Here is a 14,546-nt window from a genome sequence, read left to right as displayed (position 1 = left end):
AAACGATGAAAACATATATAAAATTATTTGCCCTTTCAAGCCTTCTGGTTTTAGGTTCTTGTTCGGAGGATTTTTTGGAAAACGAACCATATACAGATAAAGTAACAGAGAATTTTTATAAAACTCCATCTGATGCTTTTGAAGGTTTGGTTGCCGTTTATGACGTATTGCAAAGAGAAGCTTATGGTACACAATTGATCGTAAGCGAGCAGGCATCTGATAACTGTTTTGGTGGATTTGGTATTGCAGATCCAACGGTAGATTTGCAGTGGGACCGCTTTCAATATACTACAGATAAAGATATGAATAGCCTGACTTGGTCAAACTCTTATCTTGGAATTTACAGAGCAAATGTTCTATTAGAAAACTTAGACAAAGTAAACTGGGGATCTGAGACAGCTTTAAAAACACGTTACGAAGCGGAAGCTCGTTTCTTGAGAGCACATTTTCATTTCCAGGCGACAAAAATGTTTGGTGATATTATTCCGTTGGATCATACAGTAACAACAAGTGAATTTGAATTACCAAGACAAACTCCAGAAGTTACTTATGCTTTAATTGCAAACGATTTAAAATTTGCTGCTGATAACTTAGGTCCAGAAAATTACTCACAAGCAGGAAATGCAAACTACGGACGTATTACAAAATGGGTCGCAGAAGCTTATTTAGCTAGAACATTCTTGTTTTACACGGGAGCTTACAACAAAACAGATCTAGCCGGAGTAATTACAAAAGCGCAAGCTGTAACTTATATCAATGATGCTGTAAATAATAGCGGACACGGTTTAGTAGCTGATTTTGCAAATCTTTGGTTAGCGACTTCTTTTGAAAATTTTGCTGGAGAAGATAATACAGAAATGGTTTGGGCTGTTCGTTTCAACGGATCAGGAAAAGGAAATTGGGATCTTCATGAAGGAAACCGTTTCCAAGTAAATATTGCGTCGCGTGGAGGCTCAATTGGTAAATATGCAACAGGATGGGGAGGAGCAACTGTAAATCCTAAATTGGTTGCTCGCATACGATAATGCTGATACAAGAAAAGGAGCTTCATTTATTGATTATGTTGGTGAAGGATTAAACTTTGACCCGCAAGCTAGAGAGCAGCGTCAATATACTGGATATTCTTGGAAAAAATACTGCCCAATTACTAACAGCCGCAGGAGTTGCAGTTGTAGAGGCAAATGGAGGAAACTTCCAAATTGATAACTATCAAGATTATGCGGTTATTCGTTTTGCAGATGTTTTATTAATGGTCGCTGAATTGAATTTAGGAACAAATGCTTGCATTAGCACAAACAGATTTAGACAGAGTTCGTGATCGTGCTTTTAAAACTACGACAAATAGAGTTCCTGCAACTCAGGCCAATATTATGGAAGAGCGTCGTCTTGAATTAGCATTAGAAGGTTTACGTTATTTTGATTTAATCAGACAAGGTATGCCTGTAATGAAAGCGGCGATTGATAATAATACTGGAGATTCTCAGTTTGCGGTTACTTTTAGACCAGAAACGCTGGGATGGTCGCCTTTACCACAATCACAGATTGTACTTTCAAACGGTACTATTCAACAAAATCCAGGTTGGAACTAACATTTAAACAAATTGATTATGAAACGTATATTATATATAGTATTAGCGGCTGTAACAATCAGTTCGTTTTTATTCTCTTGCGAGCCTGTTGAAGATCGTGAAAGTCTGCCGGCAGTAACGCTGACACCAGAAACACTTGAGTTCTCGATAACTCAAAACACTGCAAAAAAGAATGAAGTAGTTTTAAAGAATGACGATCCAACTGTAATTCCATATTGGAGATATGTTGATGGAAATGGTAATGAACTTGGACATTCTAACAAAAGTGATGATAAAGTAAATTTTCCTTTTGCAGGGAAGTACACTATTTTTTACACAGCGTTTGTTAGAGGAGGTTCTGTTGAAGCGGCGCCGGTAACGGTAGAAGTTCCAGAAAATGATGATGCTTTCTTCAGCGATCCAAGATGGGAAAAACTGACTAATGGACAAGCTGGAAAAACTTGGGTTTTATACATGACGGCTCCATTAGAATTTATCGGAAATACACCAAGTTATGTAAACAGAGAGGTGAGCGGTCCAGGATGGTGGCCAAACCTTTCAGATATTTCTTGGGCTGGTCTTGAAAACAAAGATTGGGGAGAAATTACATTTAATTTAGATGGAGGTTACAATGTTTCGGTAACACAAACCAACCCAGCTTTAGGGAATACACAAAAAACAACCAAAGTAGGAACATTCAATTTTAGTCTTACAACTGGAGAAACAAATGATAGAATTTCGTTTAACGGAGGTACAGAAATGCTGCATCCAAACGAACCAAGTTATTTTAGTCCTTCTTTCAGTTTCACGAATGTAAAAATTGTTGAACTTACTGATACAAGTTTATGCTTTATCGGAATTAGAGCAGATGGTGATTATTTAATTTATCATTTAGTTCCAAAATCATAAGTTAGTTAGTTTTGAAGTCTCAGTTTTAAATACATTTTATAATGTGCTTTAAGACTGAGACTTAAATTATTTTAAGAAGAAATATTCGAAATCATTTTTTATTTCTATCTTCCATTTCCAAAAACACAAAAAGCACCTATGCATATTAGAAAAAACATAAAAAGCATAAGTTTATTGGCAGTCGCGACCGGAGTACTTTTATTCAATTCCTGCGCTAAAAAAGACGATGCATTTATAAACAGAAAAGTTTCTTTTAATACAGATTGGAGTTTTCACCTTAACGATAGTATTGTGGATAAAGATACCATCGGAAGTACTACAAAATGGCGAAAACTAGACGTTCCGCACGATTGGAGCATCGAAGGCAATTTTGATGAAAAAAGTCCGGCAGGTTATGGAGGCGGCGCTTTAAACGGAGGTTTAGGCTGGTACAAAAAAACATTCAAAGTCGCTTCAGAAGACAGCACAAAAGTAACATCTATAACTTTTGACGGTGTTTACAAAGACAGCGAAGTTTGGGTAAACGGACATTATTTAGGAAAACGTCCAAACGGATATATTGGTTTTCAGTATGAAATTTCTCCTTATTTAAATTATGGAGACAAAAACAATGAAATAATTGTTAAGGTTGACAATTCAAAACAACCCAATTCACGCTGGTATTCAGGTTCAGGAATTTTTAGAAATGTCTGGATCGAAACCACAGATAAACTGCATGTTGCACAATGGGGAACTTATGTGACAACACCAAAAGTTACGGCTCAAAAAGCTTCAGTAGAATTTGAAACTACCATTCAAAATCAAAACGCGCTGACAGAAAAAGCGACCGTAACCACTATTATTTTTAAAGAAGATACCAAAGTAACATCGGTTACTCAAGATATAACAATCGGCGCCAATGCCAATCAAACCTTAAAACAATCTGCAGAAGTAGAAAATCCGGTTTTATGGTCGGTTGAAAAACCAGAATTGTATACCGCAGTTACCGAAATTTCTGTTGACGATAAAATCGTTGATCAATACAAAACCAATTTCGGAATCAGAGATTTTAAATTTGATTTGAATAAAGGTTTTATTTTGAATGGAAAACAGGTAAAAATAAAAGGGGTTTGTTTACATCATGATTTAGGTCCGCTGGGGGTCGCGATCAATACGCGTGCTATCGAACGTCAATTGGAAATCATGAAAGAAATGGGTGTAAACGGAATCAGAACTTCTCATAATCCGCCTGCTCCAGAACTTTTAGACCTTTGCGATAAAATGGGTTTCATTGTTATGGATGAAGCTTTCGATATGTGGAAACAAACCAAAACCAAATACGATTACGGAAACGACTGGGACAAATGGCACAAAAAAGATCTAATTGATCAATTGTCGCGTGACCGAAATCATCCAAGTATTTTTGTTTGGAGTATTGGAAATGAAATTCCAGAACAATGGAACGAAACCGGTGTTGTAATTGCTAAAGAATTAGCGACAATTACACGTCAGTACGATAAAACGCGTCCGTTGACTGCGGCAATGAATCCGCCTGTAAATATGAATATTGATGAAGTGACGTTACAGTTTGAGAAAAACAATGTATCGATTAATCCGCTTGCTGGATCAGGTGTTTTAGACTTGATTGGGTACAATTATGCACATCAAACGTACGAACATCACCTAAAAAACTTTCCAAATACACCTTTCATTGCAACAGAAACGACTTCTGGTTTGCAGACAAGAGGATATTATGACGCTGTTTCAGATACTATAAAAAAATGGCCGGTAAGATGGGACCTTAAATTTACAGAAGGAAATCCAGGTAACACAGTTTCTGCTTACGATCAGGTGCAGACACCTTGGGGTTCTACTCACGAAGCAACGTGGAAAGTAATTAAAAAACACGATTTTCTTTCTGGAATGTACATTTGGACCGGTTTCGATTATATCGGCGAACCAACACCTTATGAATGGCCGTCAATTAGTTCTTATTTTGGAATTGCAGATTTAGCAGGTTTCCCAAAAGATGTGTATTATATGTACCAAAGTGAATGGACAGACAAAACCGTTCTTCACATTTTCCCACATTGGAATTGGAAAGCGGGACAAACCGTTGACGTTTGGGCATACTACAATAAAGCCGATGAGGTGGAACTTTTTGTAAACGGAAAATCAGTTGGAAAAAGAAGCAAAAAAGGAGACGATCTTCATGTAATGTGGAGAATTCCTTTTGAAGCGGGAACTTTAAAAGCCATTTCTCGTAAAGACGGAAAAGTGGTTTTAGAAAAAGAAATTAAAACGGCTGGAAAACCTTCGCAGTTAAAATTGACTGCTGACAGAAGCACAATCAAAGCAGATAAAAATGATTTGTCATTTATAACAGTTGATATTTTAGATGATAAAGGCACTTTGGTTCCGAATGCCAATAACGAAATCAACTTCTCTTTAAAAGGAAACGGAAAAATCGTTGGTGTTTGCGGCGGTGATCCCGTAAGTCACGAACCTTATAAAGGAACTAAACATACCGCTTTGGCTGGAAAATGCTTGGTAATAGTTCAGTCTGGAGATCAATCTGGAAGATTAGAATTAACCGCAAAAGCGAATGGCTTAAAACAAGCTACAATTGTAATTACAACAGAATAAATTTTTGAAATTTTAAATATGGCCACAGATTAAAAGGATTAAAAAGATTTTTATGCTCTCGCAGATTTAGCAGATCATGCAGATTTATTTTTTCAAATCTCTGTAAAAAGATAGCAACAGATAAAATGATTAAAAAAGATTTAGATCTGCATGATCTGCTAAATCTGCGAGAGAAAAGGAAAAAGAAAAAAAATCCTTTCGAATCCTTTTAATCTGTGGCAAAAAATAAAAAGTAACCAATGAAAAACTCAAAATTAACCGCATTATTTTCTGCTCTTATGTTTGGATTTTTGGCAGTTCCAAATGCTAATGCTCAAATCCAAAATGCAGACGTACTAAATGCACCAATAGACATCAGTAAAGATTTTCAGAATTATCTGAATACTTTTTATTTCGCAGACGAATTGGCCTCTTTTGATCCTGCAACGGGAAAAGGAACTATAAAATATTTGAGATACAATTATAAAACGCGTCAGGCTTTCAACAACATGATGATGAAACCTGATGTGGAAAAAGCAAACGAATTTCCAACAACAGAATACGAAGAATCACCTGTTTTACCATTCGAAATTCAGTTTGTTTCAGATCGAACAGTTCGTATTAAAACAACATCTGGACCACAGTTTCATCCGCAAAAAGAATCTTTAATGCTGATTGACGGTGTTGCGCCAAACCATCCTGAATTATGGAAATATTCTAAAATTGAAGGCGGTCACAGTTATACAAGTAAACACGGAAAAGTTGAAATCTTGACAAAACCTTGGCACGTAAAAATCTACGATGAAAAAGGAAAATTGCTGACAAGTACACTTCACGATACTGATTTTAAAAACACATATACACCAACACTTCCGTTTTCTTATGTTCGCAGAAACAGCGATTATTCAAGAAGTATGGGTGCGGCTTTTAGTTTAGAGCCAGACGAAAAAATATTTGGCTGTGGAGAATCATTCACACAATTAAACAAACGTGGTCAAAAAGTAGTTTTATGGGCAGATGACGCAAACGGAATCCAAAATGAAACCATGTACAAACCAATTCCGTTTTACATGAGCGTACTACGGTTACGGAGTTTTCATGCATCATTCAACACCAATTACAGTTGACTTCGGAAAATATTTCTCAAGTGCAAACGAAATGTATATTGGCGATGACGAAGCCGATTTGTTTTTCTTCATCGGAGAACCAAAAGACGTTTTAGATCAATATACCAATTTAACTGGAAAAGTCGCCATGCCTGCCACTTTGGTCTTTCGGATTCTGGATGAGCCGTATTACCTATTTCTCTGAAAAAGAAGGACGCGAAGTAGCAAAAGATTTGCGTAAATATAAAATTCCAACAGATGTAATTCACTTCGATACGGGTTGGTTTGATGTAGATTGGAGAAACAACTACGAGTTTGCAAAATCTCGTTTCCCAGACGCTACAAAAATGATGTCCGATTTAAAGAAAGATGGTTTCCAGGTTTGTTTATGGCAATTGCCTTATTTCACGCCAAAGAATACTTTGTTTCCTGAAATTATGGATAAAAACTTAGCAGTAAGAGACAGAAAAGGAAACCTTCCGTATGAAGATGCGGTTTTAGATTTCTCAAATCCAGAAACGGTAACTTGGTACCAAGGAAAATTGAAAAAATTATTTGATGAAGGAGTTGCGGTTTTCAAAGTAGATTTTGGAGAAGCGGCACCGCCAGACGGAATTTACCATTCGGGAAGAACTGGTTTCTACGAGCACAACTTATATCCATTACGATACAATAAAGCAGTTGCAGAAATCACTCAAAAAGAAAAAGGATATACTTTAATCTGGGCAAGAAGTACTTGGGCAGGAAGTCAGCGTTATCCTTTACATTGGGGAGGTGATTCTGAAACCACAAACGGAGCAATGTCTGCAGAATTACGCGGTGGACTTTCTTTAGGTCTTAGCGGATTCAGTTTCTGGAGTCACGATGTTGGAGGTTTCGCAACTAAATCTCCAGAGAATATTTACAGAAGATGGACACCATTTGGAATGTTAACTTCGCACGTAAGAAGCCACGGAGAACCGCCTCGCGAACCTTGGTTGTACAGCAAAGATTTCTTGGAAGGATTTAGAAAAGCAGATAATATGCGTTACGAATTAATGCCGTATATCTACGCTCAGGCAAAAGAAAGTTCTCAAAAAGGACTGCCAATGATGCGTGCTTTATTTGTAGAATATCCAAACGATCCGGGAGCTTGGTTAGTAGATAATCAGTATTTATTTGGTTCAAGTATGTTGGTTGCACCGCTTTTTGAAGAAGTTGAAGAAAGAGATGTTTACCTTCCAGAAGGAACTTGGATTGATTATCAAACTAAAAAAGTTTACCAATCAGGATGGCATAAAATCAAAGCTGGTGAAATTCCAATTATCGTTTTGGTTAAAGACGGAACAGCAATTCCACACATTGGTTTAGCGCAGTCTACAAAAGATATGGATTGGAGCAAACTGACATTAAAAGTTTATGCAAGCGACAAAACCACTTCGGCGACAGCCAAAGTATTTTTACCAGAAGGCAATGCAGTACAAGAAATAAAAGTGAACAAAACTGGAAACAATTTTGAAGTAGTCGCAAATCCATTAAACGGAAAAACCACTTTTAAAACAGAGTGGGTTAAGTAATTAAAAATTGATAATTAAAAATTAAAAATCTCCTCAATCTGCGAGAAAAAAATAAACACATAGAAACATAGTTTTTTTGTTTCTGATCAAAGAAAATAAAAAGAAAATAGTTTTTCACACATAGAAAAAGCTATGTGAACTGACATAAGTGAAAGGCCTTTTTTTAAATTTCTAATAAGCTATGATTCTATGTGTTTAAAAAATATAGCCACAGATTAAAAGGATTAAAAATTAAAAATTAAAAATCTCCTCAATCTGCGAGAAAAAATAAACACATAGAAACATAGTTTTTTGTTTCTGATCAAAGAAAATAAAAAGAAACTAGTTTCTCACACATAGAAAAAGCTATGTGAACTGACATAAATGAAACGCCTTTTTTTAAGTTTCTAATAAGCTATGAATCTATGTGTTTAAAAAATATAGCCACAGATTAAAGGATTAAAGAAGATTATTACTCTCGCAGATTTAGCAGATCAGGCAGATTTTTGTGATATTTAAAATCAGCTCAATCAGCTCAATCTGCGAGAGAAAAAATAAAAATCCTCTCTAATCTTTAAATCTGCGGCAAAAAAATAATTCAAAAAACATGAAAAACTATCTAATTCTCCCAGCCGTTTTGTTTTCAGTAGCAATTGGCTACAGTCAGAAAAACAAAAACGCTTACGAACTGGCATCGCCAAACGGAAAAAACAAAATCAAATTTGAGCTCGTAAAAAATGCTCCAAAATACGCCGTTTCTCACGGAAAAACCGAAGTGATTTCTCCGTCAGATATGGGATTTTTGCTAAAAGGAAATGAAGATTTAAGTTCAAATTTTGAAATTAAAGGTGCTAAAACTTCGACTTTTGACGAAACTTGGGAACAAGTTTGGGGAGAAAAGAAAAACATCAGAAACAATTACAATCAGCTTGTAGTTGATTTACAGCAAAAAACAGGAAACAAAAGAAAATTACAAATTCAATTTCGTGCTTTCGATGACGGAGTTGCTTTTAGATATGTGTATCCAAAGCAAAATGTAAAAGACAGTATTTTTATTACGGACGAAAAAACAACTTTTAACTTAAAAGAAGACGGAAAAGCATGGTGGATTCCAGCAAACAGAGAAAACCGCGACGAATATCTTTTCAAAGATGCGCCGGTAAGTACTTTGGACACCGTTTTAACTCCATTAACAATTGAAAGTAAAAGCGGATTGGCTCTAAGTTTTCACGAAGCAAATCTGATTGATTTTGCAAGTATGACTTTGGTAAACACAAAAGGGACCGAATTAAAATCGGATTTAGTGCCGTGGCCTGACGGAGTAAAAGTTCGCGTAAAAGATACGTTTACTTCTTCTTGGAGAACACTTCAAATTGGAGAAAATCCTGGAGAATTGATTACTTCTTATTTGGTTCTAAACCTAAACGAACCAAACAAATTAAAAAATACCGCAAGTTATTTCAAACCTTATAAATATTTAGGAATTTGGTGGGGAATGCACATCGGCAAATATACGTTCTGGGAAAGCGACAAACAAGGAGCTACAACCAAAAATGCAGAAGCATATATTGATTTTACAGCAAAAGAAGGTTTCAATCATTTATTGATCGAAGGATGGAACAAAGGATGGACGCCAGGCTGGTATGAAAACCGTATGCACATGTTCAGCTTCACGAAAAGCGCTGACAATTTCGACCTTGAAAAAGTAGTGGAATACGGAAAGAAAAAGAACATCGAATTAATCGGATACCACGAAACAGGTTCGAACTTAATTAACTACTTAAAAGAAGTTGATGAAGGTTTTGCTTTATATAAAAAACTAGGAATTCATACGGTAAAAATTGGTCACGTGGGTTCAAAATTGAATATGAAGCAAATGCACTTTGGACAATTTGGAGTGAATTATTTCAGGTACATTTTAGAAAAAGCGAGCACAATACGATCTAGCCGTTTTATACCACGAATCAATCAAAGATACAGGAGAAAGAAGAACTTTCCCAAACATGGTTTCAAGAGAAGCAGCGCGTGGACAAGAATATAACGCATGGAGCGAAGGAAATCCGCCAAACCATTTAAGTATTATTCCATTTACAAGATTACTTTCTGGACCAATGGATTTTACACCTGGAATTTTTGATGTTGAGGTAAAACAAGGTTATCCAGGAAAAAGAATTCAAGGAACAGTGGGGCGACAATTGGCATTGTATGTAACAATTTATTCTCCAATTCAAATGTTGGCCGATCTTCCAGAAAACTACGAAGGAAAACCAGCTTTACAATTCTTAAAAGACGTTCCGACCGATTGGGAAGACACTAAAATCTTAGAAGGAAAAATTGGTGAATATATTACAACGGCAAGAAAAGACAGAAACAGCGCAGACTGGTATTTGGGAACTCTTACGAATGAAAAACCAAGAAATGCGACAATTTCATTATCATTCTTAGATCCAAATGCAACTTACGAAGCACAAATTTATGTTGATGCCGAAGGAACAGATCAAACGCACAATCCAGAAGCAGTTGCCATTTCTAAGAAAACAGTAAAAGCTTCAGATGTTCTAAACCTAAAATTAGGCGGAGCTGGCGGTGGAGCAGTAAGATTTAAAAAATTGTAATTATAGATTTAATATCCTAACAGGTTTCCAAAACCTGTTAGGTATCAGATATAACGTCACAGTTAAAAACGCTTTTTAGATTAGGTAAAAAATACCTAACAGGTTTTTGAAACCTGTTTAGTTATCAGATATAACGTCAAAATTAAAGACGCTTTTTAGATTGGGTAATAATACCTAACAGGTTTTGGAAACCTGTTAGGATAACAAAAAATTTTCAGATGAAAAGAATTCTAATACTGCTGGTTTTAATTCATTCAATCCAAATTATTGGACAAAATAATACTGCTGAAAATCGAATCATAAAAGTTGATTATAAAAAAGAAGCAGGAAAATTAAATACCATGTTTAAAGAATGCATTGGTGCCGGAAGAGCAAACGAAGGTTTGAGAGCCGACTGGCGACAACAATTGGCATTGGTTAAAAAAGAATGCGATTTTAAATACATCCGTTTTCATGGTTTATTGTCCGATGATATGGCCGTTTATCGTGAAGATAACAAAGGAAATCCGGAATACAATTACCAATATGTAGACGTTTTGTTCGATTATATTGTGAGCCTGAAAATGAAACCGTTTGTAGAATTAGGTTTTATGCCTAATGCTTTAGCAAGTGGAAAAGAAACTATTTTTTGGTGGAAGGGAAATGTAACACCTCCAAAAGATTATAAAAAATGGGAAGATTTAATTAAAAATCTAACCGCACATTTTAAGGAACGCTACGGAGATGAAGAAGTAAAAACATGGTATTTTGAAGTGTGGAACGAACCCAACTTATCACCAGGTTTTTGGACAGGAACTCAAGCAGAATATTTTAAATTATACGATTATGCGACTCGTGGTGTCAAAGCGGTAAATCCTGCATATAAAGTTGGCGGACCAGCAACGGCAGGCGCAGGATGGGTTCCCGAAACAATTGATTTTTGTGTTAAAAATAATGTGCCTTTAGATTTTATTTCGACTCATACTTATGGTGTTAATCAAGGATATTTAGACGAATTCGGAACTTCTGGAACAGTTTTGAGCCCAGACATAAATAGTGTCAACGGAGATGTCAGCAATTCGCGTAAGCAAATCACTAATTCGGCTAAACCTAATTTAGAATTGCATTATACAGAATGGAGTTCATCTTATACGCCAGCCGATCCAATTCATGACAGCTATCATTCGGCGGCTTATATACTGCAGAAATTGAAGCAAGTCGGCAATGATGCAAACTCCATGTCGTATTGGGTTTTTACTGATATTTTTGAAGAACCAGGACCAAGATTTACACCTTTTCACGGAGGTTTCGGATTGTTAAATACACAAGGAATTAAAAAGCCGGCCTATTTCTCTTATTATTTAATGAATAAATTAGGAGAAACAGAACTTCAAAATTCAGATAAAGCTTCGTGGACTTCCAAAAATGCCAAAGGCGATGTACAAGTTTTGCTATGGGATTTTACCAATACGCATCCGGGCGATAAAGTTTGGAACCAAACATATTATGTTCAGGATCTTCCATCAAAAGAAAAAGGAAAAGTAAAAGTTGAAGTTGATGGAATGCAGAAAGGAAAATATCTGCTAGAAATTTACAAAGTAGGATATAAATCAAACGACGTTTATGCAGATTATTTGGCAATGAATAAACCAAGTCAGTTAACACGTCAGCAGGTTAATTCGTTAAAAGAAAAAAACAACGGCGCACCAATTGCAACAGAAAAAATTACGATTGACGGAAAAGGAACTTTCAGCAGAGAATTTAAAATCAATGAAAATGATGTTTTTTTTCTTAATCTGATTAAACAATAAACAAAAAACCACAAACACAAAAAATAATATTAACGGTATTTAAAGATCATTAGTGAGGCTCAGAATCTTTAAATCTAAACACCTAACTATCTATGAAAAACAAAATGATATTCCTTTCGGTCGCAGTTGTTTTTGCATTGTTTACTTCTTGTAAAAATGATGCGAAGACGGAAGCTTCAAATTCGGATTCGGCACAGACCGAAGAATACGTAGGAAAAGAAATAAGCACAGATCATGATGCTGAAATCGACAAATTGATTTCGCAGATGACATTGGAAGAAAAAATTGGAATGCTTGCACGGTAACAGTATGTTTGCGAACGCAGGCGTAAAACGTTTAGGAATTCCAGAATTAAAAATGGCCGACGGTCCGTTGGGAGTTCGTGAAGAAATTTCACGCGACAATTGGGCTCCGGCAGGTTTAACAAATGACTTTGCAACGTATTATCCAGCAGGAGGTGCTTTAGCGGCAACATGGAATGCAGAGATGGCACATACTTTTGGGGCTAGTTTAGGAGAAGAATTACGTGCAAGAGACAAAGACATGTTACTTTCGCCAGCCATTAATATGGTAAGAACACCGCTTGGAGGAAGAACTTACGAATACATGTCTGAAGATCCTTTCTTGAATAAAAAACTTTCAGTGCCTTTGATCGTTGGTTTACAAGAAAAAGATGTAATGGCTTGCGTAAAACATTATGCGACAAACAATCAGGAAACCAATCGTGATTTTGTCGATGTACAAATTGACGAACGTACACTTCGTGAAATTTATCTTCCCGCTTTTGAAGCTTCGGTAAAAGACGCAAAAGCATACAGTATTATGGGAGCTTATAATAAATTTAGAGGCGAATACTTATGTGAAAATGATTATATGCTGAATAAAATCCTTCGTGACGAATGGGGATTTAAAGGTGTAGTAGTTTCAGACTGGGTCGCAGTGCATTCTACAGCAAAAGCATTGAAAAATGGTTTAGATATTGAAATGGGAACACCAAAACCGTTCAACGAATTTTTCTTAGCCGATAAATTAATCGGCGCGGTTAAATCTGGTGAAGTTTCAGAAAAAGAAATTGATCTGCATGTAAAACGTATTTTAAGAGTTTTGTTCCAAGTTAAAGCAATGGGCGGAGGCGAGCGTGCAAAAGGAAGCATCGCAACAGAAGCACATTACCAAGACGCTTACAAAATTGCGGCAGAAGCGATTGTATTGTTGAAAAACGATAACAATGCTTTACCATTAAAATTGGACGGTGTAAAATCGATTGCAGTTATTGGAAACAATGCTACAAAGAAAAACGCTCTTGGCGGATTTGGAGCTGGAGTGAAAACAAAAAGAGAAGTTACCCCTTTAGAAGGTCTTAAAAATAGATTACCTTCTTCAATTAAAATCAATTACGCAGAAGGATATTTAGAGCGTTACGACGAAAAAAATAAAGGAAACTTAGGAAATATTACTTCTACAGGACCTGTTACAATTGATAAATTGGATGACGCTAAAGTTCAAGAAGCAGTAGAAGCGGCTAAAAATTCAGATGTTGCGATCATTTTTGCGGGTTCAAACCGTGATTACGAAACAGAAGCTTCAGACCGTAGAGATTTACACTTGCCTTTTGGACAAGAAGAATTAATCAGAAAAGTAACTGCAACAAATCCTAAAACTATTGTAGTAATGATTGCAGGAGCTCCATTTGATATTAATGAAGTAAGCCAGAAATCTTCTGCTTTAGTTTGGAGCTGGTTCAATGGTTCTGAAGGTGGAAATGCTTTGGCAGATGTTATTTTAGGAAAAGTAAATCCATCAGGAAAATTACCTTGGACAATGCCTAAACAGCTAAAAGATTCTCCTGCGCATGCAACAAACAGTTTCCCTGGAGACAAAACGGTAAATTATGCAGAAGAAATTTTGATCGGATACCGTTGGTTTGATACTAAAAATGTTGCGCCATTATATCCTTTCGGTTACGGATTATCATACACGACTTTTGCGCTTGATAATGCAAAAGCAAATAAAGAATCGTATGCTCAAAACGATGTAATTGAAGTTACAGTTGACGTTAAAAATACTGGAAAAGTAGACGGAAAAGAAGTAGTACAATTATATACTTCTAAGTCTGATTCTAAAATTACACGTGCGACTCAGGAATTAAAAGGATTCAAAAAAGCTGATGTAAAAGCGGGAGGTTCAGAAAAAGTGACTATTAAAGTACCAGTAAAAGAATTGGCTTACTACGATGTTGCGACCAAAAAATGGACAGTTGAACCTGGAAAATATACTATTAAGTTAGGAACTTCTTCTAGAGATATCAAAAAAGAAATTGAGGTAACAGTTAAATAACAGCTGTTTTCTTTTCATAAAATCTAACTATAATCAACGCCAGCCCTTTTAAGCTGGCGTTGATATTAACCACCAAACCAAA

The 14,546-nt window shown here is 36.0% G+C and carries 10 protein-coding genes and 1 pseudogene; all 11 read left to right on the top strand.

All coding sequences use genetic code 11. The annotated features are described in order from the left end of the window. Positions 1 to 5: 5 nt before the first annotated feature. The 11 genes and pseudogenes from ACZZ95_RS04000 to ACZZ95_RS03950 all read left to right on the top strand — a co-directional run bounded on the left by ACZZ95_RS04000 (position 6) and on the right by ACZZ95_RS03950 (position 14,464). Positions 6 to 1,025, top strand: a complete 1,020-nt coding sequence (locus tag ACZZ95_RS04000; RefSeq protein WP_463468098.1) for a RagB/SusD family nutrient uptake outer membrane protein — start codon at positions 6 to 8, stop codon at positions 1,023 to 1,025. 56 nt (positions 1,026 to 1,081) lie between these two features. Next, positions 1,082 to 1,318 (top strand): hypothetical protein, encoded by a 237-nt coding sequence (locus tag ACZZ95_RS03995; protein ID WP_463468097.1) that lies wholly within the window; start codon positions 1,082 to 1,084, stop codon positions 1,316 to 1,318. Beyond that, on the top strand, positions 1,278 to 1,589 hold the full coding sequence (locus ACZZ95_RS03990; RefSeq protein WP_463468096.1) for a RagB/SusD family nutrient uptake outer membrane protein: 312 nt from the start codon (positions 1,278 to 1,280) through the stop codon (positions 1,587 to 1,589). Before ACZZ95_RS03995 ends, ACZZ95_RS03990 begins: the two co-directional genes overlap by 41 nt. 18 nt (positions 1,590 to 1,607) lie before the next feature. Beyond that, the gene (locus ACZZ95_RS03985) at positions 1,608 to 2,477 is read left to right on the top strand and encodes a hypothetical protein (RefSeq protein WP_253251074.1); all 870 of its coding nucleotides are present in this window, start codon (positions 1,608 to 1,610) and stop codon (positions 2,475 to 2,477) included. 138 nt (positions 2,478 to 2,615) lie between these two features. After that, positions 2,616 to 5,102: a glycoside hydrolase family 2 TIM barrel-domain containing protein gene (locus ACZZ95_RS03980; protein ID WP_463468095.1), complete on the top strand. Its 2,487-nt coding sequence runs from the start codon at positions 2,616 to 2,618 to the stop codon at positions 5,100 to 5,102. A 239-nt stretch (positions 5,103 to 5,341) separates the two neighbouring features. Next, positions 5,342 to 7,743, top strand: a pseudogene (locus ACZZ95_RS03975) (glycoside hydrolase family 31 protein). A gap of 586 nt (positions 7,744 to 8,329) precedes the next feature. Beyond that, positions 8,330 to 9,763 carry a glycoside hydrolase family 97 N-terminal domain-containing protein gene (locus ACZZ95_RS03970; RefSeq protein ID WP_463468094.1) on the top strand — a complete coding sequence of 478 codons (1,434 nt, stop codon included), beginning with the start codon at positions 8,330 to 8,332 and terminating at the stop codon, positions 9,761 to 9,763. Continuing rightward, a complete protein-coding gene (locus ACZZ95_RS03965) occupies positions 9,690 to 10,337 on the top strand; it encodes a glycoside hydrolase family 97 catalytic domain-containing protein (protein WP_463471620.1) in 648 nt (215 codons plus the stop codon). Before ACZZ95_RS03970 ends, ACZZ95_RS03965 begins: the two co-directional genes overlap by 74 nt. A 218-nt stretch (positions 10,338 to 10,555) precedes the next feature. Continuing rightward, complete coding sequence (locus ACZZ95_RS03960; RefSeq protein ID WP_463468093.1) at positions 10,556 to 12,127, top strand: GH39 family glycosyl hydrolase; 1,572 nt, start codon at positions 10,556 to 10,558, stop codon at positions 12,125 to 12,127. 92 nt (positions 12,128 to 12,219) lie between these two features. Beyond that, positions 12,220 to 12,432, top strand: a complete 213-nt coding sequence (locus ACZZ95_RS03955) for a hypothetical protein (protein WP_463468092.1) — start codon at positions 12,220 to 12,222, stop codon at positions 12,430 to 12,432. Between the two features lie 4 nt (positions 12,433 to 12,436). Next, positions 12,437 to 14,464 carry a glycoside hydrolase family 3 C-terminal domain-containing protein gene (locus ACZZ95_RS03950; protein ID WP_463468091.1) on the top strand — a complete coding sequence of 676 codons (2,028 nt, stop codon included), beginning with the start codon at positions 12,437 to 12,439 and terminating at the stop codon, positions 14,462 to 14,464. The last annotated feature ends 82 nt before the right edge of the window (positions 14,465 to 14,546 follow it).

It is taken from the genome of Flavobacterium sp. AC267, from assembly GCF_979258715.1.
This window is presented reverse-complemented; position numbering and strand designations above follow the sequence as displayed.

Bases quoted from the DNA above. Each gene is read 5' to 3' on its own strand.
- ACZZ95_RS04000 (WP_463468098.1), top strand. From the start codon at position 6: ATGAAAACATATATAAAATTATTTGCCCTTTCAAGCCTTCTGGTTTTA.
- ACZZ95_RS03990 (WP_463468096.1), top strand. From the start codon at position 1,278: ATGCTTGCATTAGCACAAACAGATTTAGACAGAGTTCGTGATCGTGCT.
- ACZZ95_RS03985 (WP_253251074.1), top strand. From the start codon at position 1,608: ATGAAACGTATATTATATATAGTATTAGCGGCTGTAACAATCAGTTCG.
- ACZZ95_RS03980 (WP_463468095.1), top strand. From the start codon at position 2,616: ATGCATATTAGAAAAAACATAAAAAGCATAAGTTTATTGGCAGTCGCG.
- ACZZ95_RS03970 (WP_463468094.1), top strand. From the start codon at position 8,330: ATGAAAAACTATCTAATTCTCCCAGCCGTTTTGTTTTCAGTAGCAATT.
- ACZZ95_RS03960 (WP_463468093.1), top strand. From the start codon at position 10,556: ATGAAAAGAATTCTAATACTGCTGGTTTTAATTCATTCAATCCAAATT.
- ACZZ95_RS03955 (WP_463468092.1), top strand. From the start codon at position 12,220: ATGAAAAACAAAATGATATTCCTTTCGGTCGCAGTTGTTTTTGCATTG.
- ACZZ95_RS03950 (WP_463468091.1), top strand. From the start codon at position 12,437: ATGTTTGCGAACGCAGGCGTAAAACGTTTAGGAATTCCAGAATTAAAA.